This window comes from Staphylococcus sp. AntiMn-1, from assembly GCF_001663395.1.
Lineage (GTDB): Bacteria > Bacillota > Bacilli > Staphylococcales > Staphylococcaceae > Staphylococcus > Staphylococcus equorum.
Map to the genome: position 1 here is coordinate 2,351,686 of NZ_CP012968.1, position 25,411 is coordinate 2,377,096.

Genomic DNA, 25,411 nt, shown 5'->3' on the forward strand with positions numbered 1-25,411 from the left:
TGTTAAATGTTATTAATACGTTAGAGGTGGCACCAAGTAAATATATTCAAACCTGTTGACGAATGGTTTATAATATAGTGGTTATGTAAAAATTGCAACGAAATAAAAGAAAGGAGTGAAACGTATGTCAGCTATGCGAATTGCAACATTTATTTTGAGCATATTTATTGTAGGTATGGTTGAAATGATGGTTGCTGGGATTATGAATTTAATGAGTAATGATTTAGGTGTTTCTGAAGCAATTATTGGTCAGTTAGTAACTTTATATGCAATTACCTTTGCTATTGCAGGACCGATTTTGGTTAAAGTTACAAATCGTTTTTCACCAAGACCAGTTTTATTATGGGCATTAGTAATGTTTATGTTAGGGAACGTAATTATTGCAGTTGCCCCTGATTTTACTATTTTAGTATTTGGACGCATTTTATCTTCAGCAGCTGCAGCTTTAATTGTAGTGAAGATACTAGCATTAACAGCTTTATTAACGGCGCCTCAACATCGTGGGAAAATGATAGGTATCGTTTATTCAGGTTTTAGTGGTGCTAACGTATTCGGTGTGCCTATTGGAACAATTATTGGTGACTTAGTTGGTTGGAGATTTACGTTTCTATTTATAGTAGTTGTAAGTATACTTGTTGGTATTCTTATGTACTTTTATGTACCTGATCCAGAGTTTAAAGCATCTACAACAAGCACAAGTAGTCAAAAACGTGGCAGTAGTTATTCTAAAATCTTAAGACCTGCAGAAATCACAAAATATTTAGGGATTACATTCCTATTATTAGTAGCGAATTCCGTTACATTTATCTACATTAATCCGTTAATGTTGTCCAGTGGTCATGATTTATCATTTGTCTCTATAGCTTTATTAATCAATGGTATTGCAGGTGTAATAGGAACTTCGATGGGTGGAGTACTATCAGATAAATTAACAAGTAAGCGCTGGTTAACGATTGCAACTTCAATATTTATTCTTATGATGTTAGTATTGAATGTTTTCTTACCAGGTACTGGCTTGCTATTAATGGTTATCTTTATTTGGAACATTATGCAATGGAGTACAAATCCGGCAGTTCAGAGTGGTATCATTGAACACGTTGACGGGGATACAAGTCAAGTGATGAGTTGGAATATGTCGAGCTTAAATGCCGGTATTGGCATCGGTGGTATCATAGGTGGTTTAGTTGTTTCGAAAATAGATGTTTTAGCTGTAACTTACTTTAGTGCTACCATTGCTCTAGTGGCACTTATATTGGTTATAAGTTTAAAAAAAGTAGCAAAATATAATAAAGCGTAAGTAACTTTAATTCAGAGTATCAAAAATAGCTGATTGGCTCACAAAAATTAGTGATAAATAAGCTTTTGTTATATGTAAATTAATATTTTATTTTAAGCAGAAAACAGAGTTTTGGGAAGTCAAACAGTAATGAGGACGGACACATGTCGATTGAAAAATTGATGTCATGTGCCCGTCCTCATTTTTATTAAATTATAGATTATTAGAAAAGTTGATTTGTTTTTCGGGGATTTGCTTAGAATTTAGTTGTATTTCACTAATGTTTAAATGCGCTTTTTTATTTGAGAAATGAGCAATAAATGCTGAGATAATAATATATATAAAGGTGCCTATGATATAACCTAATTTTAAATCTGAAATTAGCAAATAAGATTGGCATAGCAAGACTATAATTGCACTTATAGCAATTGTCACTAGGATAGGATAAGGCACTTTAAATGGGGAGTGTTTATATGCTTCAGGATATTTTTTTGGCAATTGTGTCACAGCTAAGGCTGGAAATGCAAATACAATTAGAGAAATGCCTGTACCAAGTTGTGCAACAACATCTAAAGACATACCTGTAATAATAGGCAATGCACCAATAATGTAAAAGATAAGTAATAGCCAATGAGGTGTACCAAACCGTTTGTTTACGCTACCTAAATATTTAGGTAAATAACCATCGTGAATTGCCACTAATAAACTTTTTGTTACCCAAGTAAAAGTCGAATTAAGTGTTGTTGCTAAAGCAAACATCGCGCCACCAACCATAAAGAAGATAAATACCGGGGTTGGTAATACTTCTTTTGCGACACTCGTTAAAGGTCTACCTGCTACTTCTGGAATAGGTAATACACCTACTGCAATTGAGGCAATAAATGCGTATAATAATCCGACAAATATAGTAGCAACAATAATAACAATGGGAATGTCCCTTTTAGGGTTTTTCATTTCTCCACCAAGTTCAGCAACTACTTGAGCACCACCAGTCGCAAAAGAAACAAGGCCTACAGCAGTAAAGAAGCCGGTGAAACCATCTGGGAGCATAGATTTCGTATTAAATACACCAAAGTTAACATGTGGAACACCAAATATGATAAAGCAAGACAAAGCCACTATTAAAGTGACTACCATAATATTTCCAATAATAGAGGCAGATTTAATACCAACGATATTTACGATAAATAAAATAGTTAATAATGAGAAGGCGACAGTCCTAACCGGTACTCCAGGGAAAAGACCTTCTAAATATTGTGCGAATGATAATGCATATAATGACAACGTGATCTGTAAAAAGATAAATAATAATAACCAAAAAATGCCTGTCTTTGGAGACAATAAACGACTAGTGTATTGATACATTCCGCCAGTAGTAGGTAATGTCGAACCTAATATTGCGATAGGGAGCATCGTAAGTAAGGTGATGATGGCAGATAAAATAAATGCAGGTGTTATGCCACTACCAGTCATCTGTATACCAATTCCAGTAAGTGACATGACCCCAGCACCTATGATTTGCCCGATAGCTATACCCAAGACGTCAGTTAAACCTAGTACTTTTTTTAAATTTGTTGCTTGTTGCATTAAAATCACCTCATATTCTATGTAATAGTCTAAATAATAAAAAAATCATACCATAACAACCATTCAATTCATATTATATCAATCGGAAAACTTAACATAAATATTAAAAAGATTAAATCTAGATAAAATTAATCATTTCATAGTAGAATAAATATAAATAAATTAATTATAAAGAGGTGTAATTTTTATGACTAATGAACACGATGATCATATTAAAGTAAATGCATTTATTGATAGATTAAAACAATGGCAAGATGAATTTAAAATAATGCGTGAAATTATTCGAGAAACTGAATTAGTGGAAGATTATAAATGGATGCACCCTTGTTACACGTTAGAGAATAAAAATGTTGTGATTATTCAAGATTTTAAACATTATTGTGCTTTGCTTTTTGAAAAAGGATCTATCATGGAAGACCCATATCAATCACTTATTCAACAAACGAAAAATGTTCAAGCTGCAAGACAGTTGCGCTTTGAAAGCCTAGAAGAAGTTGAAAACCGAAGAGATGAAATTAAATGGTATGTTGAAGAAGCAATAAGAATTGAAAAATCAGGCAAGCAAGTGCCAATGAAAAAAACAGCAGACTATGAAATGCCAGAAGAACTACAAATAAAATTAAATGACAGCCCTCAACTTGAAGAAGCATTTTATAATTTAACACCCGGTAGACAGAGACAGTACATGTTCCATATCGGACAAGCTAAAAGAGCGACAACACGTGAAAAACGTGTTGAAAAATATGTGGATCATATTTTAGAAGGTAAGGGTATAGATGATAAATAATATAGACTTGAAGTTGATATTAAAATAACAGAATAAGTCTAGAAAAATAGCAACATAATTTAAGTAAGTTGAAAAAAGTGTAGAATGATTTTTAAGAGTTATTCATATTTAATATAAATAAAATAAAACGTGTATTTAGTTCATATCGCTTGTTTAACGGTCATTATTTTAATTAATAATAAAAAGATACAGTTGCAACTTTAACAATTATCGTTTATAGTTTGCTCGAATATAAAAAGTGTTATGAGATATCAACTCGTAACGTACTTTTAGAGAGAAGGTGTATTAATGCCAAGAGTTTCTAAACGGATACAATTACTAGAGGCAGCTGCATCTATCGTTAATGAACAAGGCAGTGAATATTTAACTTTGGATGCTGTTGCTAAGAAAGCAGGCGTAAGTAAAGGTGGCTTGTTGTATCATTTCAAAAACAAATTTGCATTAATTCAAGGACTTGTCGATCATGCAGACGAAATTTATCGAATTAACGTTGATAAACATGTGCAAAGTGATGACCAACAACAAGGTAAATGGATACGCGCATTTATAGATGCTACACGCGAATACAGTTCGGAAAATGCATCTATCACTTCAGGAATGTTAGCTGCACAAGGTATAAATAGTAATTTATTATTACCTTTACAAGACACATATAAAGAATGGCAATTTAATATTGAAAATGATGGATTAGACAAAGTTGATGCGACAATTATTCGAATGGCAGTCGATGGGCTATGGCTGTCTGAAATATTTGGTTTAGATGCCATAGATGATTCGATGCGAGCTGAAGTTTTAGAAAGACTAACAACTTATACTAAAAATGAAAAAATCGATTAAAAAGGGTCGATAAAAATAGAAATTATAAAAAAATAATTAAATGAAAATTTCATGTAAAGCACTGATAATATAGGGATAATCAATGATTAAAAATTGATTAGTCCCTTTTTTTATATTTTATAAGGTTGAAACTAAACCGTCTGGTTGGTACACTAATCGATGTATTAAAAACTCTGTTGGAGGTTTATATTAATGAAGAAAGTTATGCTAACAGCAGCTATAACAGGTGCTGGAGATACTACAGAAAAAAATAAAAATGTTCCTGTAACACCACAAGAGATTGCTGATTCAGCGATAAAATGTGCAAAAGCAGGAGCGACTGTGGCACATATACATGCTAGAGACCCAGAAACAGGTGGCATTAGTCATAACGTTGAATTTTTTAAAGAAGCTGTGAGATTAATTAGAGAAGCAGACGAAGATATTGTTATAAATATTACTTCTGGTGGAGGAGGAGACTTCATCCCGAATCTAGAAGATCCATATACTGGTGCAAAAGGAACAGACATGCAAACACCAAAAGAAAGACACGAACCTGTAGGCGCATTATTACCAGAAATGTGTACCCTAGACTGTGGTAGTGTCAATATGGGTGACACGCTTTATTTAAGTCCAGCAGGTTGGTTAAGAGAACAAGCACAACTTGTTAAAGAAGCTGGGGTGAAACCTGAGTTAGAGTGTTTTGACAGTGGTCATATATCATTTGCTAAGCAACTTATAAATGAAGGTTTAATCGAAGGAGAACCAATGTTCCAATTCTGTCTTGGCATTCCTTGGGGAGCAGAAAATGACGCCGAAACAATAGAATACTTTAAGACACGTATACCTGAAAATGCACACTGGTCAGCATTTGGCATTGGCAGAATGCAATTTCCAACAGTAGAAGAAGCGGCTAAACGTGGAGGCAATGTACGTGTGGGATTAGAAGATAATTTATATTTGGAAAAAGGTGTCAAAGCCACTAATGAACAACTCGTTGAAAAGGCTGTAGAAATATTAAAAGGTTTAGATATAGAACCAATGACGCCAGCTGAAGCGCGTGAAAAATATCAACTTAGAGATCCACAAGGAGGGGCAAAATGAAATTCGCAGTTGTAGGTACAGGCGTTATTGGTAGTGGATGGATTACAAGAATGTTAGCACATGGTCATGAAGTAATCGCTACTGATCCAAGTGAAGGCGCATATGAAAGAATGTTGAAACAAGTAAAACAAAATTGGCCATTTGCCCAAGAACTTGGCTTAGCAGAAGGTGCTTCATTAGAAAATCTTACATTTACACCTTATTTAGAAGAAGCTGTTAAAGAAGCAGATCATATACAAGAAAATGTGCCTGAAATTGAATCATTAAAAGAGCAAGTACTGACTGAAATAGACTTTTATGCACGACCTGATGCAACAATAGGTTCAAGCACTTCAGGTATTAAACCTTCAGAGTTACAGCGAAACTTACAACATCCAGAGCGTTTAGTTGTAGCTCATCCATTCCATCCGGTATATATTTTACCACTTGTAGAAATTGTTCCAGGACAATTAACTGCGGAAGCAACGACAGTAAAAGCTGAACAAGCTTATGAAGGTATCGGCATGGACGTACTGCATGTAAGACATGAAATAGAAGGTCATATTGCTGATAGATTAATGGAAGCACTTTGGAGAGAAGCATTGCATATTGTAAATGATGGCATAGCTACTACAGAAGAAGTAGATAAAGCATTCACGCATGCAGCAGGATTGCGTTACGCACAATACGGACCGTTCATGACTTTCCATTTGGCAGGTGGAGAAGGTGGGATGCGCCACATGTTAAAACAATTTGGCCCAGCTTTGAAAAAACCATGGACTAAATTAGTAGCACCAGAATTAACGAAAGATTTATATGAAGAAGTCGTTAATGGATGTGAAGCATCATCACAAGGCCAAACAATGTCAGAGCTTGATCAGAAACGCAACGAATTCTTAATCAAAGTAAAAAAATTAGCAGAAGAATATTGGCCAGAAGATACACCATCAATGAAAAAAGCCACAAGCCCTTCGGTGTATTAATATGATACATTCACAGTTTGAATATACGACTAAAGTGAAAGATATTTGGGTAGACCACAATGGTCATATGAATGATGCTGAATATAATCGTGTTTTTAGTGATGCGACAGATGCTTGGCTTGCCTATCTAGGACTAGATAAAGAGACGATAGCACAAAGCCAATACACAGTGTTTACTTTAGAAAATCATGTAATGTATTTAAAAGAAATTAAAGTAGATGAGTTAATCTCGGTTAATGTTGAGCTATATGATTATGATGCGAAACGTTTACATGTGTTTATGATGTTAAGAGATGCAAATCAATCTCGTTGTGCAACTTATGAAGTAATGCTCATGGGAATGAATACAGCTATAGATAAGCCCGAAGTATTTCCAGAAATGATAAAAAAAGCGATTGAAGATTTAGCTACTATAAATACGATTGAAAATAAGCCTCAAGAGCTTGGTCATCTTATTGGCATTAAGCATAAATAGTATAATTGAAATCAATTTGAAACGATTGATTAACAATGTTTATTGAATGTTTAAAGTAACAAAACTCATAAGTATAAATTGTTTATTTTTATTAATTAAGGTATCTTATTGTATAGGGTAACAAAATCAAATTTTAATTTATTATATAATTGATTTGTTTTTTAACAACCAAAACGAATAAATTAGGGCTATTTGTAGCTATGTTGTTACTTATTTTAGAATTTGTATAACATCCACAGATAGTCCTAAATTTATTATGAAATATTTTTAATTTAAAATATGTACATAGAAAGGAATTGAACCATGTTAAGTATTAAAAACTTATCAAAAGTCTACGGCGGTGGGAAGAAAGCTGTAGATAATATATCATTAGATATTGAATCTGGTGAATTTATTGCGTTTATAGGAACAAGTGGTAGTGGTAAAACTACTGCTTTAAGAATGATCAACAGAATGATAGAAGCTACTGAGGGACAAATAACAATTAATGGCAAAGATGTCCGCAAAATGAATCCAGTAGAATTACGTAGAAAAATTGGTTATGTAATTCAACAAATAGGACTCATGCCTCATATGACAATCAGAGAAAATATCGTTTTAGTACCGAAATTATTAAAATGGTCTCAAGAAAAGAAAGAACGTAAAGCGAAAGAATTAATTAAACTCGTAGATTTACCAGAAGAGTTTTTAGATAGATATCCATCTCAATTATCTGGGGGACAGCAACAACGTATTGGGGTAGTGCGTGCATTAGCTGCTGAACAAGATGTCATCTTAATGGATGAACCATTTGGTGCATTAGACCCGATTACAAGAGATACATTACAAGATTTAGTGAAAGAATTACAACAAAAATTAGGTAAAACATTTGTTTTTGTTACGCATGATATGGATGAAGCGATTAAGCTAGCAGACAAAATTTGTATTATGTCTGAAGGACAAGTTATACAATTTGATACACCAGATAATATTTTACGTCATCCTGCAAACGATTTCGTACGTGATTTTATTGGCCAAAATAGATTAATTCAAGATCGTCCAAATATGCGTACAGTTAAAGATGCAATGATTAAACCAGTAACTGTACACGCAGATCGTTCACTGAACGAAGTAGTTAAAGTCATGAGAGAACGTCGTGTAGATACTATTTTTGTGGTAGGTAATAACAATAGATTACTAGGTTACTTAGATATTGAAGACATTAACCAAGGATTACGTTCAAACAAAGAGCTTATCGATACGATGCAACGTGATATTTATAGAGTAAGAATAGACAGTAAATTGCAAGATTCAGTACGTACAATTTTAAAACGAAATGTAAGAAACGTTCCGGTAGTGGATAAAGATGGTGAAACATTAATTGGATTAGTTACGAGAGCAAACCTAGTGGATATTGTTTATGACAGTATTTGGGGCGAAATAGACGAAGATGAAAATGCGGATCAAAATGCAATAGTAGAGCCCGAAAATGTAGGAGCTGATAAATAATGAAAGTTTTCATAGAGCAATATGGTGGGCAACTGATATCAAAAACAGCTGAACACTTTTATATCTCAATGATCGCATTGTTAATCGCTATCGTAGTGGCTGTTCCATTAGGTATTATCTTATCCAAAATGAAAAGAACTTCAAATATCGTACTCTCAATTGCTGGTGTACTTCAAACAATACCAACACTTGCGGTATTAGCTATCATGATACCAATATTTGGCGTGGGGAAATTACCTGCAATTGTAGCATTATTTATCTATGTACTTTTACCAATATTGAATAATACTGTGTTAGGCGTCAAAAACATCGACACTAATATTAAAGAAGCTGGCACAAGTATGGGAATGACCAAGTTACAACTTATGAAAGATATTGAATTACCGTTAGCTTTACCACTTATATTAGGTGGTATTCGATTATCATCTGTATATGTAATCAGTTGGGCGACGCTAGCAAGTTATGTTGGTGCAGGCGGCTTAGGTGACTTTGTATTTAACGGTTTAAATTTATATGATCCATTGATGATTGTAAGTGCAGCTATACTTGTAACAATTTTAGCTTTAGTTGTAGATGTATTACTTTCATTAGTCGAAAAATGGGCTGTTCCAAAAGGCTTAAAAGTATCCAGATAATAAAAGGAGGACATTATGAAGAAGTTTAAACAGTATAGTATCGTGCTTGTACTGTGTCTGACGGTGTTATCTGGATGTAGTTTACCTGGTTTAAGTGGTAGCAGCTCAGATAATGAAGTTAAAATTACAGCACTTGCAACGAGTGAATCACAAATTATGTCTCATATGTTGAGACTTTTAATAGAACATGCTACAGATGGTCAGATTAAACCATCATTAATTAACAATTTAGGTTCAAGTACCATTCAACATAATGCTTTAGTGAATGGTGATGCAAATATGTCAGGGGCAAGATATAATGGCACAGATTTAACAGGTGCTTTAAAAGAAGATCCAATAAAAGATCCTGAAAAAGCGATGGAAGCGACTCAAGATGGGTTCCAAAAGAAATTTGATCAAACATTCTTTGATTCATATGGTTTTGCGAACACATACGCATTTATGGTTACTAAAGAAACAGCTGAGAAATATAATTTAGAAACTGTTTCAGATTTAGAAAAACATAGTGATGAGTTAAGACTTGGCGTGGACAGTTCGTGGTTACATCGTGAAGGTGACGGTTATCCAGGATTTACGAAAGAATATGGGTTTGACTTTGATACAGTACGTCCAATGCAAATCGGACTTGTATATGATGCCTTAAATTCAAAAAACTTAGAAGTAGCAGTTGGTTATTCAACGGATGGACGTATTGAGGGGTACGATTTAAAAGTACTTGAAGACGATAGACGCTTTTTCCCACCATACGATTCGAGTGCAGTAGCAACGAATAGTTTATTAGAAAAACATCCAAAATTAAAACCAATTATTAATAAGTTGAAGGGCAAAATATCAACAGAAGAAATGCAAAAGCTTAATTATCAAGCAGATGGTGAAGGTCAAGAACCAGCTGTTGTAGCTGAAAAATTCTTGAAAGCACACAACTATTTTGAAGACGATAAGAAAGGTGGTCAAAACTAATGGAAGGTAATTTATTACAGCAATTAGTCGAATATTATTCAGTCAACTTTGGCTACCTATGGGATTTATTCATTAAGCATTTATTAATGTCAGTATATGGCGTTTTATTTGCAGCAATTGTAGGTATTCCATTGGGGATTATCATTGCTAGATATAAAAAATTATCATGGACGATTATTACAATTGCCAATATTATACAGACTGTACCAGTTATTGCGATGTTAGCAATTTTAATGTTAGTGATGGGCTTAGGTCCAAATACAGTTGTTTTAACAGTGTTCTTATACGCATTATTACCTATAATTAAAAATACTTTTACAGGTATTATTGGCGTTGATGCAAACATTAAAGATGCTGGTAAAGGTATGGGTATGACACGAAACCAAGTGTTACGTTTAATTGAGTTACCGTTGTCTTTATCTGTAATTTTAGGTGGTTTAAGAATCGCACTTGTTGTAGCAATTGGTGTTGTAGCAGTTGGGTCATTTATTGGAGCACCAACTTTAGGTGACATTATTATTCGTGGTACAAACGCAACAGATGGCACAACGTTTATTCTTGCAGGTGCAATTCCAATTGCATTAATCGCAATTCTAATTGACGTTGGATTGAGATTTTTAGAAAAACGTTTAGATCCTTCTAACAAAACACAGAAAAAAGAAAAGCATAAGCCACAAAGTGTTAATTAATAAAGGGTAGTGATTAAAGTTGGCAATTTTATCAATTAATTATAATTCTAAAACAATAGGTATGCATCATCATTTTATGGTGATTTTACCGGAAGATAAAAGTTATTTTAATAAAGCAGCACAACCGAAACCATTGAAAACTTTATTATTACTACATGGTCTTTCAAGTGATGAAACTTCTTATATGCGTTACACAAGTATTGAACGTTATGCTAATACGCATCAATTAGCTGTCATTATGCCAAATGCGGACCATAGTGGATATAGTAACATGGTTTATGGCCATAACTATTTTGATTATGTATTAGAAGTGTTAGATTATGCGCATCAAATTTTACCATTATCTGATAAAAGAGAAGATAATTTTATTGCTGGGCATTCTATGGGTGGCTATGGCACCATTAAATATGCTTTATCACAAGGACATCGTTTTGCTAAAGCTTGTCCGTTATCAGCAGTGTTTAATGGTCAACATCTTATGGATTTTGATTGGTATGATTTCTCAGGTGAAGCTATAGCAGGAACAAGTAAAAGAGTTAAAGGTACTGACTTAGATCCATATCATTTAGTCGATCAAGCAGTAGACCAAAATAAAGCTATTCCGGAGTTACTCATCATGTGTGGCACAGAAGATGAATTGCATGAAGATAATCAACAATTTATCAAGTACTTAGATGAAAAAGCAGTTCCATATCAATTTGAGGATGGACCTGGCGAACATGATTATGCTTATTGGGATCAAAGTATTAAACGTGCAATCGAATGGTTTGTTAAAGCATAGTAACAGAAAAATAGCGAACAACTGTATTTACACAGTTGTTCGCTATTTTAGTATGTAGACAAAGTCTCAGACTTTGTCTAATTTTTTGTGCACGTTTTTCGCGGGTACACCTCATCCTGTAGTTTCCAGCTAATGCTTTATTAACTAGTCAGAAGTCGCCCCAATAACTGCTATTACTTAAAAATAAAAATATCAACAAGTAATTTCCTATTATATAACAGTTATTACTGTTTTTGAATTGAACTATTAAACTGAAGCATTGCTGCTTTTGAATTCTTCTTGTAGTTTACCTAAATGTCTTAATGTTGGCGTTAGCGCTGCAAAGAAAAAGCCTTCTTTTAATTTACGTGCTTGAGGTGCACGAGGTGAATATGCTCTAGAACCCCCGTTAACCATAGATGCTTGATTGACTTCAAGTAGTAAATAACCGGCTTCTTTTTTCAAATCAATCAAGTCACCAAATTGATTGTGTAAATCATGTGTATCTAATAAATTGTAAAATTGATTTTTTATATTGTTATAACGTGCTTCAAAATCTTGAACATCATATTCTAAATATTTGTTAATGCCATTTTGTGCATTAGAGAATTTATGAATTAAATCAAGTGATGAACGTACTGAACCTAATGCAATCGGTATTTGTAACGCTACAAATTGTGGACGTATCTTAGATGCGAATGTTTTTGCATCGTGTGTAATAATATGTGCTTCAGGTATGTGCACATCATTCATTTCAATTGAAAATGTTGCTGAACCATTTACACCTAAGAAGGTAGACATTTCATTTATATTAACGCCTTCTTGATTGGCTTGAACGATAAACATTACAAGTTCATCTGATGTTTCAGATTTAGAAATAGCACCAAAATAATGCTCTGAAGCAATGTTACTAATCGCAGGTAATCTACCATTCACAATAAATTGCTCATCCTTATAGTGATGTGACAAGTTGAATGATTCTAAATCATTAAATGATTTCATCGGATTTGATAATCCAGTAGCACCTAAAATTTCACCTGATAGTAATTGGTGTTGTAAGTCTTTATTTAAATGCGGTTGTTCTGCATTTTGTAAATAGGTAGAAAATGCCAGTTGGCACCATAAACAGAAGCCCGTTGTCAGACAAGATTTTGATACTTCTTCGATGACTTCTGAATTTGCTTTGACATCATCTTCTTTAAAATAACCTTCTTTAAATAAAGTTTGAATGAAGGTTTTAGGATAATGTGAACCGTCATCAATTTCTACTAAATAGGGATCTAATTCGTTTTCAATGTGTGTTTTTAAACTCATAAATATACTCTCCTTTATTCACCAAAACGTGTTAATATCATTTTCTCTAAATAACTAATGAGGCGATCAATTAAAAATCCGAATACCCCAATAAAGAATATGGCAGATAAAACATCTTCTAAATTCAACATATTCCGTGAATCAACAATTAAGAATCCAAGTCCAGATTGTGCACCAATCATTTCTCCAGAAACTAAGAATATCCAACTTGTTCCAACTGCCATATGTATACCGCCCATAATATGTTTAAATGCACCAGGGAAGAGGATGTTTCGGTATAATGACCAACCCTTTAAATTTAAATTAGATGCAATCTTCAAGTATTGTGGTTCCACATTTCGAATCCCTTTGATTGTATTAAAAACAATTGGGAAAAATGCTGCAATAAATATAATTGCCATCGCCGGTAAACTTCCTATACCAAACCATAAAACGACGAACGGCGACCATGCAATAGGGGAGACTGGTCTAATTAATTGAAATAGCGGTTCTATTGCATCAAATAATGCATTACTGCGTCCTAATAAAAAGCCAACAGGAACCCCTACGATAACTGCAAATCCAAAGCCTACAATAAAGCGAAATAAACTAATACCTAAGTGTGAGAATATTTCCCCGGTAATAATGAACTGCCAAATACTTTCTGCTACTAGTAAGGGTCCCGGTAAAAGAATGGGCTGGTAATCTCCAATCCATATTACGCATTGCCATATAAATAGGAAAATGATGAAAGTAATGATTGGTAATGTCCATTTTTTGACTAAATTAGCTGTCATTTCATTTATCCCTCCTTATATAGCGTAGGATCAACAAAATCTTTATAAGCAGGTGCTTTAAAAAGATTATGATCATTTACTAAATCTGTAATTTTACTGTAACCATCTTTTTTAATTGTTAAATCGCCATATGATGTCCATTCTGCTGATTGTTCTAGAACTTTTCTATCTTGCTTAAAGTTTTTTGCCATGACATCAACACTTTTTTCTTTGTTGTTCATTTTATAACCAGATTGTTTATAATCTGACATGAATGCTTTGGCAAGTGTATGATGTTGATCAATAAGATCACTTCTGAGTACGAGTGCACAACAATAAGCATCTGGAACGATATCACTACCATGCTTTATAGTATCGCCTTTACCTAATTTTTCTCCCAGTGCCCCGAATGGTTCCGCGACAGAATAACCCGAGATTCGCTTTTCGCTTAACGCTGCAGGCATTTCTGCTGGAGCCATTTCATGATAACTAAAAGTGTTAGATTTTAAGTTCATTTGCTTTCGCATTTCTTCTAGTAATAAATAATGTGTTGAATAACGATGTGGGATAGCAAAACTGTATTCTCCGTGATTGTGAAAATCAGAAGCTTCTTTACCTTTTTGTCCCATAATCACATTGCCCTCGTGATGACCTAAGGCGACTGCTTTAATATCTGAGCCTTTTTGTTTTGATTTCATTGCAAGTTCAATCAGTGTAGATGCACCATCGATTTTACCGCTGTTCAATGCATCCATAAGGTCTGGCCAATTATTAAAACGTATGAGTTCAAGTTTGTAACCAGATTTTTTAGACTTTTGTTGAATTTCTTCTGTCATCATCAAATTTGCTGAATGTGTTACTGAAAGATAGCCTATTTTTATAGTTTGTTTTTTATTGTCACTATTTTGACTATCTTGATTTTTATTTGGGCTACAACCAGAAAGAATAAGTAGGAGTATTAAAGTAAAAGCAATATATTTTTTCAATTTTTAACACTCCTTATAAATAATATTCTGGCTCTGCCATATGATGATTTAACGCAAATTTTTCCATAATATCATTTCTAACTTTTAGTAAATGACTATCATTGCGGTTACGAGGATGAGATTGTTTTATACTATATTGATTGATAATTTCACACCCCTCACCGAGTAGCACGATATTATCTGAAAGATAAATCGCTTCATCAATATCATGCGTAACTAAAATGATCGTTGCTTTTGTGCGCTCTTTTAAACGTACAAGCTGATCTTGTAATTTATAACGTGTAAAAGCATCTAAAGCGCCTAAAGGTTCATCCATGAGAATGACATTTGGTTGGTGTACTTGTGCTCTACAAAGCGCAACACGTTGTTTCATACCACCGGATAATTCTTCTGGGAATAATTTTCCTTTATGATTTAAATCTACGGTTTTTAACTGTTTATTAATGTCTTCATTGCTTATGTATTGAGACAAACCAATACGTATGTTGTCGTTAATATTTTTCCAAGGAAGTAAGTTGTGGTGTTGAAATATCATTAAACAATCAGGTGATGGTGTTTGTTTAATTTTTCCATCAATATTTACTGTCCCTGAAGTTGGTGTTAAAAAACCACCAATAATATTTAATAACGTCGATTTACCACAACCACTTTTACCTATAAAAGTTACGATGTTACTTTTTTCTATATTTAATTCAAAATCATTAATGACTTGGTTATCGCCAAATTGATGTTGAACGTGGTCAATGTGAATCATTACAACACCTCGATTAATCTTATCGTTTTAGTATGGTTTATCCTTACACTAAAGGGCTATGCATACACATAGCCCGTGAAGTGATTGGTTTTAATTTTTTATTTTGAAAAAAGTGCATAAGAACTACTAATCTCAATTTCATTGAGAAGCAAAATTAAGGATTACAATAGCTTTAGCATAAGAAAATCTAGTGATTAAAAATCACTTTTAGAATAAAGGATTACAATAGCTAAAGCAATTGCATAAGAACTACTAATCTCAATTTCATTGAGAAAGTAGTTCTTTATATTTTCTCGATATCATCGATAGGTGTATCTACAGCTTTACGTGCACGGCGAACAGCATCTTCGTCTGGTGCATCGTATAAACAGATACATTTTGACATATCTTCACAAACGTAAGTACGTTGGAATTGTACTTCAGGCACTTCTTCATAATGTACTGAGTTTTTCTTTTTACGTGCTAAATATTGATCCATAGAAACGCCTTCTGGAATATTCCAAGTTACTAGGTAATCTACATGTGCATCACCTTTTTTAACGTCTTCTAATTCTTTACCAACTAAACGTACTTCTTTAACAAGATTTATATTAATTGAAGCATCTTCTAAAAATTGTTTCGCTTCAGTATCATCATTAGCTTCAACGATAAAGTATCCGTGTATAAGGTCTTCTGTCGCCTGTACTTCGATAAGCGTTGGTACTTCAGCAGTTGTTAAATCAGCTGCTTTCTTTTCTAATTCGCTTTTTGTTGAGGCAAAAGCTAAGTCATTTGCTTCTAGTAAATATAATGTCATAAATATTAACCTCCAAGATTGATAATACATGAATAATACAACAATCCTTATCAGATTACAAGGATATAATGACATGTAATTTTAATTTTCTGAAAACTGTTAATTAATTTATAGAATATTATAGTTAGGAACATTCAATTGTAACTAAGTGTCGATTGAGAAACTATTAAATACGTTAAAATATCGTTTTTATAATTAAATCTATTGCTATTGAATTTCAATACATATTATACTTGAGAAAACGCTTACAAACGGAGGGGATAAAGTGACGAAATTGCTATGGCAATCATACGAAAATCGATTGAATTTATTAAAGAGATTAGTGAATCATCCAACAGTGACGAATTCTGAAGGGGAACTAACATTTCCAAACTTCGTAAAGCAGCTATTGTTACAACTTACATACTTTCAAGAACATAAAAAGCATATTCAATTGACACAAACTGAAGATGATAAGGAAGCTGTTGTTGCCTTTTATCAAGCAAATACTTCGGCAAAAACAATTGTGTTAATTAGTCATTATGACACTGTTGGTGTAGAAGATTATGGTAATTTTCATTGCAATGCGTTTAATCCAGATGAATTAAAATCATTATTTTCCCAAAATCATCATTATTTAAATGCAGAAGCAATTGAAGACTTAAACAATGACACCTATTTATTTGGCCGAGGCACAATGGATATGAAAGCAGGGCTCATGTTGCATCTTTCATTAATTGAATTGGCTAGTGTTGAAGCATGGGACATTAATTTAATTTTAGTTACAGTGCCAGATGAAGAAGTCAACTCTTCGGGGATGCTCAAAGCAGTAGAAGCAATTGCCCAGCTAAAGCAACAATATCATTTAGATATACAACTTCATTTAAATAGTGAACCTACTTTTCAACAAGCTGGTGCTGATGAAAAGCATTATATATATTCAGGGTCAATTGGAAAAATTATGCCTGGTGTATTATGTTATGGCAAAGAAACGCATGTAGGTAATCCATTAGATGGTTTGAGTTCTAACTTTATGATGAGTTATATTACTCAAGAGATTGAATACAACAATGCATTTAGAGAAGTTTTTGAAAATGATGCAACGCCCGTTCCAGTATCTCTGCATATGAGAGATTATAAATTGGCGTACGATGTCCAAACACCATTCAGAACAATAGGATTGTTTAATGTTTTTCTTTTTAAAAATAAACCAGCTGATGTGTTTAGACAGTTTATCGATTCAGTAATACACGCTACAGAACGTTGTGAAAGTGATTGGCTCTCTATATTAGAAGAGCAAGAGAAAGAATTTGATACGAAAATTAATGTGCTCACATATGAGCAATTAAAGCGATATGCCATTAAACAACATGGAGAAGCATATATAACTATGCAAATCGATAAGGCGATCCAAGAGACAGACGAGTTACATTTACAAAGTGTCAACGTTGCTGATACGTTAATGCAAACTTGTAAAGATATTGCACCAGCAGTAGTGACATTTTTTGCAACACCATATTATCCTGCTGTTAATTCGTCTTACGATAAGCGCATTGAGTCAACGGTTGAATTAGTGCGTCGAACGTTACGCGATCAATTTCAACGTCAAAGTGAACGTGTTCACTATTTTAATGGTATTAGTGATAGTAGTTATTTGAACTTTGATGGAGATATGGAACAAATTGCTGCCTATGAAAAAAATACGCCTAATTTTAATAAAACATATCAACTACCATTTGAAGTTATTCAAGCTATTAGCGCACCGATATTATTATGTGGACCGATAGGTAAAGACGCACATAAAGTCAGTGAACGTTTGCATAAAAAAAGTGCATTTGAAGAATTACCTGTTGTTTTAGAACAAATTATTAATTCTTATATTGAGTCAGCAAAAGAACAAGAATAACTTGTAATCTTTTCTTAAATAAATTTTTATAATCTAATGCTTGTTAGTGTATAGGTTAGTGCGATATATTAGTGAATATATTCATTGCACAGGTAATTCCATAAGAAGAAAATGGAGTGGTAACAATATGATAGAGGCGTATAAAAGTTTTTGGAAGAGATATGCTGACTTTAAAGGGAAATCAGATAGACTAGAGTTCTGGACACCAGTATTGGTTCATATCATTGGCATCTTTATCGTAGCGTTAATCGGCGCAATTAGCTTTATAACAGGGGCTTTTATTGTCGCAGCGATTTTATCTGCACTTATTGGTATATTTGCTTTAGCAATCATGGTACCTATGGTTTCAGTGACGTTAAGAAGATTTTATGATGCAGGTAGAAAAAGGGTTACTGCACTCATTTTAATTATTTTATCGATTTTTGTTAATATCTTGTTTGATATTATACAAATCAATAGCGTTGCAATATTTTTAAATGTTGTGTCAATAATTTGTACGATTATATTGATTGTTGAGACGCTATTACCTTCACGTGAAGTTCCTGAGTCAGAATTGAAATGGTTATAAAAATAAATCTTATGGGTAAGTTAAACTAAATAACAGTTATTCTTGAAGTGCAACTTTTTCTAGTTAGCTTTGTGAGAGCGGGAGTATGAAATCAAAATTGGATTTCATACTCCCGCTCTTTTTCGTAGATTTTCATAAAAGCGAGTTATCAACATAATTTTTCTGAAAATTCATTGTATTTAGGAATAATAAATTTATACTATAGTAAAAAGGAGGGATTTTATGGAATGGTTAAAATTAATAGGAATTTTGATTATCATATTAGGATTTGTCTTTAAAGTTGATACTATTGCAGTAATTTTAATTGCCGCAGTAGTTACTGGAATTGTATCAGGATTAGATATTTATGAAATTCTAGATACATTGGGCAAGGCGTTTGTAGATAATAGGTTGGTGACGTTGTTCATTTTAACTTTACCGATGGTTGGATTAATAGAGCGGTTTGGATTGAAAAAACAAGCTTCTAATTTAATAGGAAAGGTGCAGCGTGTAACGAGTGGACGATTGATGACAATTTATTTAGTTATTAGAGAGCTAGCAGGTGTGGCGTCGATTCGTATAGGAGGACATCCACAATTTGTTAGGCCACTGATTAATCCGATGCTACAAGGTGCATTAAAAACACGTTATAACTTAAAAGATGAAGAAGTCGATGCAACAGATATTGAGAAGATAAAAGCACAAGCTTCTGCAATGGAAAATTATGGTAATTTCTTTGGACAAAATTTATTTGTTGGCGCAGCAGGTGTATTACTAATGGTTGGAACGTTTCAGTCATTAGGCATTAAAGTAGATGCAGTCGATCTTGTTCTCGCATCATTACCAATTGCAATTATCGTTTTCATTATTGTGTGGATTAATAACATAAGGTTTGATAAGTATTTAGAGAAAAAGTATGGCACGAAGCAGGTGAACAAAAATGAGTGAAAATACATTAAATAATATTTTAGAGCTCTTTTACATATTAATAGGTTTACAATTACTTTATACAGCATATCGTGTATTAAAAGCTTCGTCACATCAGAAGAAGTATGGTACAGCACTATTTTGGATTTTGCTAGCAACAACTTTTATCATAGGTCCTTATATACCAAATGTAATAAACGGTATATTTATTTTAGTAATGGGTGGATTAACATTATTTAAGCAAGTAATAATCAAAAATATCATTGATGTTGATGAAACAACAGGAGATAAAGGTGCAAAAAAATATGGTAATAAATTATTTATTCCAGCTATTATACTAGCTGTGGCTGCAATTGCAGTATCAAATTGGACGCCCTTAGGTGGCGCAATTGGTTTAGGTGTATCCTCTGTTTTAGGGTTATTAGCAGCTTATGTTGTAATTAAACCTAATGGCAAATATGTACTCTATGATAGTGATAGATTAACACAACAGATTGGCACTGTAGGTATATTACCTCAGTTTTTAGCAGCTTTAGGTGTGCTATTTACTGTCAGTGGTGTTGGAGATGTTATTTCTAAAGGGCTATCTTCATTTTTATCGGAAGGCAATCATTTATTAGGAGCGACAGCATATGTATTGGGCATGGTATTATTTACGATGCTAATGGGCAACGCTTTTGCAGCATTTACGGTTATCACGGCAAGTATTGGTATTCCATTTGTTATAGCTCAAGGTGGAGACCCTGTTATATCTGGTGCTTTAGCAATGACAGGTGGATTTTGTGGAACGTTGTTAACACCTATGGCAGCAAACTTTAATACATTGCCAGTAGCATTATTAGAAATGAAAGATGAATTTGGCGTTATTAAAGCACAAGCACCTATCGCGTTTATATTAATTTTTGTACACATTGGTTTAATGTATTTTTGGGCTTTTTAAATCATAATTATTGAGCGTTAGTGAATTAAAAATAAAGGAGGCTATTAAATGATGAATATATTAATAACGGGTTTCGATCCGTTTGGTGGAGAAGCAATTAATCCTGCTTTAGAAGCTGTAAAACTTTTGCCAGATGAAATTGATGGTCATAAGATAGATAAATTAGAAATACCAACTGTATTTCATAAAAGTAAAGAGGTCGTAGAAGAACAATTAAATCAAAAAGAATATGATATTGTTTTAGCAATTGGACAAGCAGGTGGTAGGTTTGAATTAACACCGGAACGTGTCGGAATCAATATAGATGATGCTCGTATTCCAGATAATGAAGGCAATCAACCAATTGATGAAGTCATACAAACAACAGGAGCAGCTGCTTACTTTTCTAATCTACCGGTTAAACGTATGACTGAGGGAATAAAATCACAAGGTGTACCTGCACGTTTATCCAATACAGCTGGCACATTTGTATGTAATCATATTTTATATCAACTTGGTTACTTAGAGGCGACACAGTTTCCAAATATTAAATTTGGTTTTATCCATGTTCCATTCATACCTGAACAAGTTACAGATAAGGTAGAAAAGCCATCGATGTCTCTAGAGACAATCGCTAAAGGTTTGAAAGTAGCGCTTGAAGTGGTCATTGAATCAGATAAAGATATCAAAGTAGCGTTAGGAGAAACACACTAAAACTTACATCATAATAAACAAAGCGTACATCTACATTATGTAGGAGGTACGCTTTGTTTATTATGTTTAATTATTGCTCGTGTTCAGTTCTTGTGAAGTTCATTCTTATTTCATTATATGTTTTACCGAGATAAGTAGGTTTTTTTTCAGGCGTTCGTTTAAAGCCTACCTGTTCATAGAAATTGATGGCATTGTCATTTTCTTCTACAACCCATAACATTACATTATCTGGATAAGATAACTCTAATGCACGCTGTGTTAGCGCAAAGCCAATCATATGACGTTGATATTCTTCTAATAGATATAAAGCGAAGATTTCGCTCCAATCATCTGAAGACGTTGATGTTTGTGTCTTGCCATAGGAAATAAAACCTACAACTTCGTTATTAACAATAGCAACTAATGTTGGTACATCATGTAAGGAGGACTGCTTGATAAACTTTTCTTTATCAAGTTTTTCTAAGTAATCATTCTTAGCTATGTCATCGTAAGTTTCCAGCCAACTTTCATAATGAACTATCGCTTTACCGTGCTTATCTTCTTCGGACAAGGCTCTAATTGTAAACTCCATAGAATGTCCTCCTTTATATACTAAATTGATATTATTATAGCATCATTTATTTTTAAAAAGAAATATTTACACTTTCAATAGTAATGTAGAATAAATATATTACGTGATGACGTTGTGTTAATGATTTATATTTATTTTATTAATTAGAACAATTCAAAATTATGCGGATTACTTAATGAACTATAAGAGAGTATGTAATAATGATACTGTTATGAAGTAGAGGAATGTGATGAAAATGAAAATAGGTATGATTTCAGATTTGCATGTAGATAGACATAAGACACTGAAACCTGAAGATTATCAACAAGTATTAATTAAAGTTATAAATCAGCGAGGTATAGAAATGTTGCTAATTGCAGGAGATATCTCCAATAATTATAACTTAACACAGCAATTTATTGAGCGGCTTGAAAGCACAACACAAATAAAAGTATTATTTATTCCGGGAAATCACGATTTTTGGTCTACAGATACAGGTGCCACATCAGCTGAGATTTTAGATTTTTATATGGCGATGGAATCGTGCTTAATTGGAAAACCTTATGACATAAATGATGAATGGGCCATTGTTGGGAACACAGGCTGGTATGATTATACGTATGCGGATCCTAAATTTTCAATTGAAAGAATTGCTCGTAGAAAGTATTACGGTGCAACATGGCAAGATAAAGTGAAAATTGATTGGCCTATGGAAGATAGAAAACTATCTCGCATTGCAGCCAAACAAACGGCAAAGGATATTGAAAAAGTTAAACACAAAAAAGTGATACTTATGACACATATCGTAACGCATCCAAAATTTGCAGTGCCGATGCCACATCGTATATTTGATTATTTTAATGCGTTTATAGGAACATCAGATTTTGATACTCTATATCAACAATACGATATTCGCTATAGCATTATGGGGCATGTTCATTTTAGAAATGCATTTGAAGAACGCGGTATCACATACATTTGTCCATGTTTAGGTTATCAAAGAGAATGGCGTTCAGCTGATATAGAACAGGAAATCAATCATGCATTATATAGTATTTCAATTTTTTAGTAACCTTGTAGGGGCGAGAATATGAAAGCAAATTAAATTTATATGTCGTCCTATCTATTTTTATTTTGTCAACATTATGATGGTTGAATATAAAAACTCATGCGACCAGGTGCGTTATAACTATGTTCTAATTTAGCTTTTTTGATTTTAATAATTTGAAATTGATTGGGTATGATTGCAGGAACAAGTATTATTTTACCTAAATGTGACCATAGTGGATCAATATAGTAATAATGATGTTCATCATAACCGATGAGTACAGTGACATGAATATTGGACACTAACTGAGTGGGATGGTTATCTAATTTAAATGTACGTTTCTCAGGACGCTGACCTAGCACAGTGTGATAAATTACGACTGGTTGGTCTTGATCAATAATGCTACATAGGTCATTTAAAGATTGTCCAGTACTGTCATTGATATGTGCATCGTATTGTTTTAAATGAGGAACTAAAGCAGTCGGGAATATTGTTTGGTGATGCCCCCGTTTAATCCATAGATGATTGCCCACATAGCCTTTATAAGGGTTATTTGCATGTCTAGGCCAATGTTTCATAATTTGTGTAGCTGGAATAGCGTGTTCATTAAATTGTAGTATCATGGCAGCGGATACGCCTTCACATCCCATAACCATTGGAATAGGAAAAAGCTGACTAATTGGTTTTACAGATAAAATTTTTCGACTCATACTATGGCTCCTTGCTTGATTTGTAAAAATGGAATTGTTTTGAAATTTATTTTATTATATAACCATTATTTGAAGATGCATATTAAGATGACTGAATATCCATATAATAGTTCACGATAGAAATCGTATATGTATTTTGGTTATAATAACAAAAAGGGGTGGATGTGTATGGAATACAGATTAGAGACGCTATCACGGACTTCAGTCTTAGGTGTGAAAAAGGAGTATGGGACTGGTCAAAAAGCGCAAGAAGATATATTTAATTTCTGGATGGATTTTGATGATAAAGGGAAGAAACAGGAATTAATGCCACTAGGTAATAATCAATTGCAAGGGCTATTGGCTGTTTATAAGCCTCATGCTAATGGTGAAGTCCATTGCCTCATTGGTGTTACCAATGATACAGATGAAGCGCAATGGCAGCGAACAGAATTATCTGAGGGTAGATACATTGTCTTTGATGCTAAGGGGCCAGTACCTGAGTCTATTAAAAAAGGTATGGAAAAGATAAATAGACATATTTTACCTACATTAGATTATGAATTTCGCGATGCGCCATTTTTTGAGTTGTATAAAGAGGGACCAATTAGATCAGAAGAATATATTACAGAAATATGGCTTCCTATCGTTTAGATAAATCATAGTAACAAAAAATAAAAGGGAGCCTCCAAAAATTTGGGAGCTCCCTTTAATAATAGGATTGGTATCCCACTTGTTTTATATAGATTATTTGTTCAATACACTTCTTCTGGTAGTGAATTTTAAGCCAAGTTCTAATGAAATAATTAGCACCGTAGTAATAACTAAAATCGTTAAATATGGCATGACACTATATCCGCCTTGTAAACCAATTAACGGTGATATCACACCACCTAGAATAAATTGGAAAAGACCGAGTAAACTAGAGGCGTTGCCACTACCACCTGTACGAGATTCCATTGCTAATGTGAAGCTTAGCGGACCAATCCCTGTTACTGGGCAAACATTTAAGAAGAATGCGATGACTAAAACCCAGGTTGGTAAGTGTAATATGAGTGTGATACAAATTAATACGACGCCTGCAATTTGTATCATTGTTAGTGCAATCAGTAATACATAACGATTGATATAGCTAACTAAAATAGCAGTGAGCTGACTCATGATAATTAATCCAATACCATTAATTGCAAATAGCACACTAAATTGTTGGGGGGTCATATCATAAATTTTTTGTGTAATAAAAGGGGCTGCAGATGAAAAACTGAATAACATCACATACGTCAATCCTTGCAGCAACATAGGAAAAACAAAAGCTGGTTTTTTCAACAAATAACCAAAGTCTTTAAAAATAGTGCCGAAGTTAAGTTTTGAAAGATCAGCTGTTCTTGTTTCTTCCATTTTGAAAAGGGCAAAAAAGAATATGATCATACTAACAATTGTTAAAATAAAGAAAATAGCTTGCCAGTTTGAGACACTTAAGGCATAACCACCGATCAGTGGAGCGATAATAGTAATAATCCCATTCACGACAAGAAGTGAAGCTAGACCTTTGGCTAAGGCTTTACCTTTATGTAAATCTCCTATAGAGGCCTTAGCGATGACGATGGCTCCGCCACCAGTCAAACCTTGTATCAAACGAATTGTTAATAAAGTAGACATAGAAGTTGCGAATACTGCAATAAATGAAGCTATTGCATATAATATGATAATGATCAAAGCAATCTTTTTACGTCCATATGCATCTGACAAAGGCCCAAAGATAAATTGTCCTATTGCGAGTCCTATCATAGCGAAAGACAGTGTGAGTTGCGCTTGAGAAGCGGTTGTATTAAAATCACTTTGTACACTTGGTAATGATGGAACGTACATATCTATTGTTAAAGGACCAAAAGTAGTCATAATACCCAACACAATAATAACAATTAGTGGTATTTGGCGATTTGAAGTTTTGTCCATGTTAAGTACTCCTTTAAATTTCTCTCTTATGC

Annotated in this window: 27 protein-coding genes; 18 read left to right on the top strand and 9 right to left on the bottom strand. The window is 33.5% G+C overall.

The window, feature by feature from the left end:
* The first annotated feature begins 124 nt into the window (after positions 1 to 124).
* Complete coding sequence (locus AOB58_RS11255) at positions 125 to 1,297, top strand: MFS transporter (RefSeq protein WP_021338552.1); 1,173 nt, start codon at positions 125 to 127, stop codon at positions 1,295 to 1,297.
* A 192-nt stretch (positions 1,298 to 1,489) separates the two neighbouring features.
* Here AOB58_RS11255 and AOB58_RS11260 read toward each other — a convergent pair whose 3' ends face one another.
* Entirely contained in the window at positions 1,490 to 2,863 is a 1,374-nt protein-coding gene (locus tag AOB58_RS11260) for an APC family permease (protein ID WP_064783449.1), read from the bottom strand.
* A 187-nt stretch (positions 2,864 to 3,050) separates the two neighbouring features.
* On the opposite strand from AOB58_RS11260, the gene AOB58_RS11265 reads away from it, so the two are divergent.
* From AOB58_RS11265 to AOB58_RS11310, 10 genes are all read left to right on the top strand, one after another.
* Positions 3,051 to 3,650, top strand: a complete 600-nt coding sequence (locus AOB58_RS11265) for a YdeI/OmpD-associated family protein (protein ID WP_021338550.1) — start codon at positions 3,051 to 3,053, stop codon at positions 3,648 to 3,650.
* A 288-nt stretch (positions 3,651 to 3,938) separates the two neighbouring features.
* Positions 3,939 to 4,487 carry a TetR/AcrR family transcriptional regulator gene (locus AOB58_RS11270; RefSeq protein WP_021338549.1) on the top strand — a complete coding sequence of 183 codons (549 nt, stop codon included), beginning with the start codon at positions 3,939 to 3,941 and terminating at the stop codon, positions 4,485 to 4,487.
* 192 nt (positions 4,488 to 4,679) lie between these two features.
* Positions 4,680 to 5,570, top strand: a complete 891-nt coding sequence (locus tag AOB58_RS11275) for a beta-keto acid cleavage family enzyme (RefSeq protein ID WP_021338548.1) — start codon at positions 4,680 to 4,682, stop codon at positions 5,568 to 5,570.
* Positions 5,567 to 6,532, top strand: coding sequence for a 3-hydroxyacyl-CoA dehydrogenase NAD-binding domain-containing protein (locus AOB58_RS11280; RefSeq protein ID WP_021338547.1), 966 nt, complete (start codon positions 5,567 to 5,569; stop codon positions 6,530 to 6,532). Before AOB58_RS11275 ends, AOB58_RS11280 begins: the two co-directional genes overlap by 4 nt.
* Before the next feature lies 1 nt (position 6,533).
* Positions 6,534 to 7,007, top strand: coding sequence for a thioesterase family protein (locus tag AOB58_RS11285; protein ID WP_064783450.1), 474 nt, complete (start codon positions 6,534 to 6,536; stop codon positions 7,005 to 7,007).
* 303 nt (positions 7,008 to 7,310) lie between these two features.
* Complete coding sequence (locus AOB58_RS11290; protein WP_021338545.1) at positions 7,311 to 8,495, top strand: betaine/proline/choline family ABC transporter ATP-binding protein; 1,185 nt, start codon at positions 7,311 to 7,313, stop codon at positions 8,493 to 8,495.
* A complete protein-coding gene (locus AOB58_RS11295) occupies positions 8,495 to 9,130 on the top strand; it encodes an ABC transporter permease (RefSeq protein ID WP_064783451.1) in 636 nt (211 codons plus the stop codon). The genes AOB58_RS11290 and AOB58_RS11295 overlap by 1 nt, the downstream gene beginning before the upstream one ends.
* Positions 9,131 to 9,145: 15 nt before the next feature.
* The gene (locus AOB58_RS11300; RefSeq protein WP_021338544.1) at positions 9,146 to 10,090 is read left to right on the top strand and encodes an osmoprotectant ABC transporter substrate-binding protein; all 945 of its coding nucleotides are present in this window, start codon (positions 9,146 to 9,148) and stop codon (positions 10,088 to 10,090) included.
* Positions 10,090 to 10,779, top strand: a complete 690-nt coding sequence (locus AOB58_RS11305) for an ABC transporter permease (protein WP_021338543.1) — start codon at positions 10,090 to 10,092, stop codon at positions 10,777 to 10,779. Before AOB58_RS11300 ends, AOB58_RS11305 begins: the two co-directional genes overlap by 1 nt.
* 19 nt (positions 10,780 to 10,798) lie before the next feature.
* On the top strand, positions 10,799 to 11,560 hold the full coding sequence (locus AOB58_RS11310; RefSeq protein ID WP_021338542.1) for an alpha/beta hydrolase: 762 nt from the start codon (positions 10,799 to 10,801) through the stop codon (positions 11,558 to 11,560).
* 246 nt (positions 11,561 to 11,806) lie between these two features.
* On the opposite strand, the gene AOB58_RS11315 is transcribed toward AOB58_RS11310, so the two are convergent.
* The 5 genes from AOB58_RS11315 to AOB58_RS11335 all read right to left on the bottom strand — a co-directional run bounded on the left by AOB58_RS11315 (position 11,807) and on the right by AOB58_RS11335 (position 16,144).
* Positions 11,807 to 12,853, bottom strand: coding sequence for an acyl-CoA dehydrogenase family protein (locus AOB58_RS11315; RefSeq protein ID WP_021338541.1), 1,047 nt, complete (start codon positions 12,851 to 12,853; stop codon positions 11,807 to 11,809).
* 14 nt (positions 12,854 to 12,867) lie between these two features.
* Positions 12,868 to 13,629 (bottom strand): ABC transporter permease, encoded by a 762-nt coding sequence (locus AOB58_RS11320; RefSeq protein WP_021338540.1) that lies wholly within the window; start codon positions 13,627 to 13,629, stop codon positions 12,868 to 12,870.
* A 5-nt stretch (positions 13,630 to 13,634) separates the two neighbouring features.
* The gene (locus AOB58_RS11325; RefSeq protein WP_064783452.1) at positions 13,635 to 14,594 is read right to left on the bottom strand and encodes an ABC transporter substrate-binding protein; all 960 of its coding nucleotides are present in this window, start codon (positions 14,592 to 14,594) and stop codon (positions 13,635 to 13,637) included.
* A gap of 13 nt (positions 14,595 to 14,607) precedes the next feature.
* On the bottom strand, positions 14,608 to 15,348 hold the full coding sequence (locus AOB58_RS11330) for an ABC transporter ATP-binding protein (protein ID WP_021338538.1): 741 nt from the start codon (positions 15,346 to 15,348) through the stop codon (positions 14,608 to 14,610).
* A gap of 283 nt (positions 15,349 to 15,631) precedes the next feature.
* Positions 15,632 to 16,144: a DUF4242 domain-containing protein gene (locus AOB58_RS11335; protein WP_021338537.1), complete on the bottom strand. Its 513-nt coding sequence runs from the start codon at positions 16,142 to 16,144 to the stop codon at positions 15,632 to 15,634.
* 265 nt (positions 16,145 to 16,409) lie between these two features.
* Between AOB58_RS11335 and AOB58_RS11340 the strand changes: the two genes are divergently transcribed.
* The 5 genes from AOB58_RS11340 (at position 16,410) to pcp (ending at position 21,136) form a co-directional block, all read left to right on the top strand.
* The gene (locus AOB58_RS11340; RefSeq protein ID WP_064783453.1) at positions 16,410 to 18,029 is read left to right on the top strand and encodes a M20/M25/M40 family metallo-hydrolase; all 1,620 of its coding nucleotides are present in this window, start codon (positions 16,410 to 16,412) and stop codon (positions 18,027 to 18,029) included.
* 127 nt (positions 18,030 to 18,156) lie between these two features.
* Positions 18,157 to 18,597: a DUF805 domain-containing protein gene (locus tag AOB58_RS11345; protein ID WP_021338535.1), complete on the top strand. Its 441-nt coding sequence runs from the start codon at positions 18,157 to 18,159 to the stop codon at positions 18,595 to 18,597.
* Between the two features lie 222 nt (positions 18,598 to 18,819).
* Positions 18,820 to 19,524 (top strand): DUF969 domain-containing protein, encoded by a 705-nt coding sequence (locus tag AOB58_RS11350; RefSeq protein ID WP_021338534.1) that lies wholly within the window; start codon positions 18,820 to 18,822, stop codon positions 19,522 to 19,524.
* On the top strand, positions 19,517 to 20,443 hold the full coding sequence (locus AOB58_RS11355) for a DUF979 domain-containing protein (RefSeq protein ID WP_021338533.1): 927 nt from the start codon (positions 19,517 to 19,519) through the stop codon (positions 20,441 to 20,443). Before AOB58_RS11350 ends, AOB58_RS11355 begins: the two co-directional genes overlap by 8 nt.
* A gap of 51 nt (positions 20,444 to 20,494) precedes the next feature.
* A complete protein-coding gene (pcp, locus tag AOB58_RS11360; protein WP_031265852.1) occupies positions 20,495 to 21,136 on the top strand; it encodes a pyroglutamyl-peptidase I in 642 nt (213 codons plus the stop codon).
* 70 nt (positions 21,137 to 21,206) lie between these two features.
* Here pcp and AOB58_RS11365 read toward each other — a convergent pair whose 3' ends face one another.
* Positions 21,207 to 21,707, bottom strand: coding sequence for a GNAT family N-acetyltransferase (locus AOB58_RS11365; RefSeq protein WP_021338531.1), 501 nt, complete (start codon positions 21,705 to 21,707; stop codon positions 21,207 to 21,209).
* Between the two features lie 235 nt (positions 21,708 to 21,942).
* Between AOB58_RS11365 and AOB58_RS11370 the strand changes: the two genes are divergently transcribed.
* On the top strand, positions 21,943 to 22,755 hold the full coding sequence (locus AOB58_RS11370) for a metallophosphoesterase (protein WP_031265850.1): 813 nt from the start codon (positions 21,943 to 21,945) through the stop codon (positions 22,753 to 22,755).
* 74 nt (positions 22,756 to 22,829) lie between these two features.
* On the opposite strand, the gene AOB58_RS11375 is transcribed toward AOB58_RS11370, so the two are convergent.
* A complete protein-coding gene (locus AOB58_RS11375) occupies positions 22,830 to 23,444 on the bottom strand; it encodes a C39 family peptidase (protein ID WP_021338529.1) in 615 nt (204 codons plus the stop codon).
* Between the two features lie 168 nt (positions 23,445 to 23,612).
* Here AOB58_RS11375 and AOB58_RS11380 point away from each other — a divergent pair, with 168 nt between their 5' ends.
* Positions 23,613 to 24,077, top strand: a complete 465-nt coding sequence (locus tag AOB58_RS11380; protein ID WP_021338528.1) for a GyrI-like domain-containing protein — start codon at positions 23,613 to 23,615, stop codon at positions 24,075 to 24,077.
* A gap of 93 nt (positions 24,078 to 24,170) precedes the next feature.
* Here the strand turns inward: AOB58_RS11380 and AOB58_RS11385 are convergent, their stop codons facing one another.
* On the bottom strand, positions 24,171 to 25,379 hold the full coding sequence (locus AOB58_RS11385) for a putative multidrug effflux MFS transporter TcaB (protein ID WP_064783454.1): 1,209 nt from the start codon (positions 25,377 to 25,379) through the stop codon (positions 24,171 to 24,173).
* Positions 25,380 to 25,411: the final 32 nt, after the last annotated feature.

Bases quoted from the DNA above. Each gene is read 5' to 3' on its own strand.
- AOB58_RS11335 (WP_021338537.1), bottom strand. From the start codon at position 16,144: ATGACATTATATTTACTAGAAGCAAATGACTTAGCTTTTGCCTCAACA.
- AOB58_RS11350 (WP_021338534.1), top strand. From the start codon at position 18,820: ATGGAATGGTTAAAATTAATAGGAATTTTGATTATCATATTAGGATTT.
- AOB58_RS11290 (WP_021338545.1), top strand. From the start codon at position 7,311: ATGTTAAGTATTAAAAACTTATCAAAAGTCTACGGCGGTGGGAAGAAA.
- AOB58_RS11355 (WP_021338533.1), top strand. From the start codon at position 19,517: ATGAGTGAAAATACATTAAATAATATTTTAGAGCTCTTTTACATATTA.
- AOB58_RS11285 (WP_064783450.1), top strand. From the start codon at position 6,534: ATGATACATTCACAGTTTGAATATACGACTAAAGTGAAAGATATTTGG.
- AOB58_RS11375 (WP_021338529.1), bottom strand. From the start codon at position 23,444: ATGAGTCGAAAAATTTTATCTGTAAAACCAATTAGTCAGCTTTTTCCT.
- AOB58_RS11385 (WP_064783454.1), bottom strand. From the start codon at position 25,379: ATGGACAAAACTTCAAATCGCCAAATACCACTAATTGTTATTATTGTG.
- AOB58_RS11255 (WP_021338552.1), top strand. From the start codon at position 125: ATGTCAGCTATGCGAATTGCAACATTTATTTTGAGCATATTTATTGTA.
- AOB58_RS11265 (WP_021338550.1), top strand. From the start codon at position 3,051: ATGACTAATGAACACGATGATCATATTAAAGTAAATGCATTTATTGAT.
- AOB58_RS11320 (WP_021338540.1), bottom strand. From the start codon at position 13,629: ATGACAGCTAATTTAGTCAAAAAATGGACATTACCAATCATTACTTTC.
- AOB58_RS11275 (WP_021338548.1), top strand. From the start codon at position 4,680: ATGAAGAAAGTTATGCTAACAGCAGCTATAACAGGTGCTGGAGATACT.
- AOB58_RS11380 (WP_021338528.1), top strand. From the start codon at position 23,613: ATGGAATACAGATTAGAGACGCTATCACGGACTTCAGTCTTAGGTGTG.
- AOB58_RS11305 (WP_021338543.1), top strand. From the start codon at position 10,090: ATGGAAGGTAATTTATTACAGCAATTAGTCGAATATTATTCAGTCAAC.
- AOB58_RS11370 (WP_031265850.1), top strand. From the start codon at position 21,943: ATGAAAATAGGTATGATTTCAGATTTGCATGTAGATAGACATAAGACA.
- AOB58_RS11300 (WP_021338544.1), top strand. From the start codon at position 9,146: ATGAAGAAGTTTAAACAGTATAGTATCGTGCTTGTACTGTGTCTGACG.
- AOB58_RS11270 (WP_021338549.1), top strand. From the start codon at position 3,939: ATGCCAAGAGTTTCTAAACGGATACAATTACTAGAGGCAGCTGCATCT.
- pcp (WP_031265852.1), top strand. From the start codon at position 20,495: ATGAATATATTAATAACGGGTTTCGATCCGTTTGGTGGAGAAGCAATT.
- AOB58_RS11295 (WP_064783451.1), top strand. From the start codon at position 8,495: ATGAAAGTTTTCATAGAGCAATATGGTGGGCAACTGATATCAAAAACA.
- AOB58_RS11365 (WP_021338531.1), bottom strand. From the start codon at position 21,707: ATGGAGTTTACAATTAGAGCCTTGTCCGAAGAAGATAAGCACGGTAAA.
- AOB58_RS11315 (WP_021338541.1), bottom strand. From the start codon at position 12,853: ATGAGTTTAAAAACACACATTGAAAACGAATTAGATCCCTATTTAGTA.
- AOB58_RS11330 (WP_021338538.1), bottom strand. From the start codon at position 15,348: ATGATTCACATTGACCACGTTCAACATCAATTTGGCGATAACCAAGTC.
- AOB58_RS11280 (WP_021338547.1), top strand. From the start codon at position 5,567: ATGAAATTCGCAGTTGTAGGTACAGGCGTTATTGGTAGTGGATGGATT.
- AOB58_RS11345 (WP_021338535.1), top strand. From the start codon at position 18,157: ATGATAGAGGCGTATAAAAGTTTTTGGAAGAGATATGCTGACTTTAAA.
- AOB58_RS11260 (WP_064783449.1), bottom strand. From the start codon at position 2,863: ATGCAACAAGCAACAAATTTAAAAAAAGTACTAGGTTTAACTGACGTC.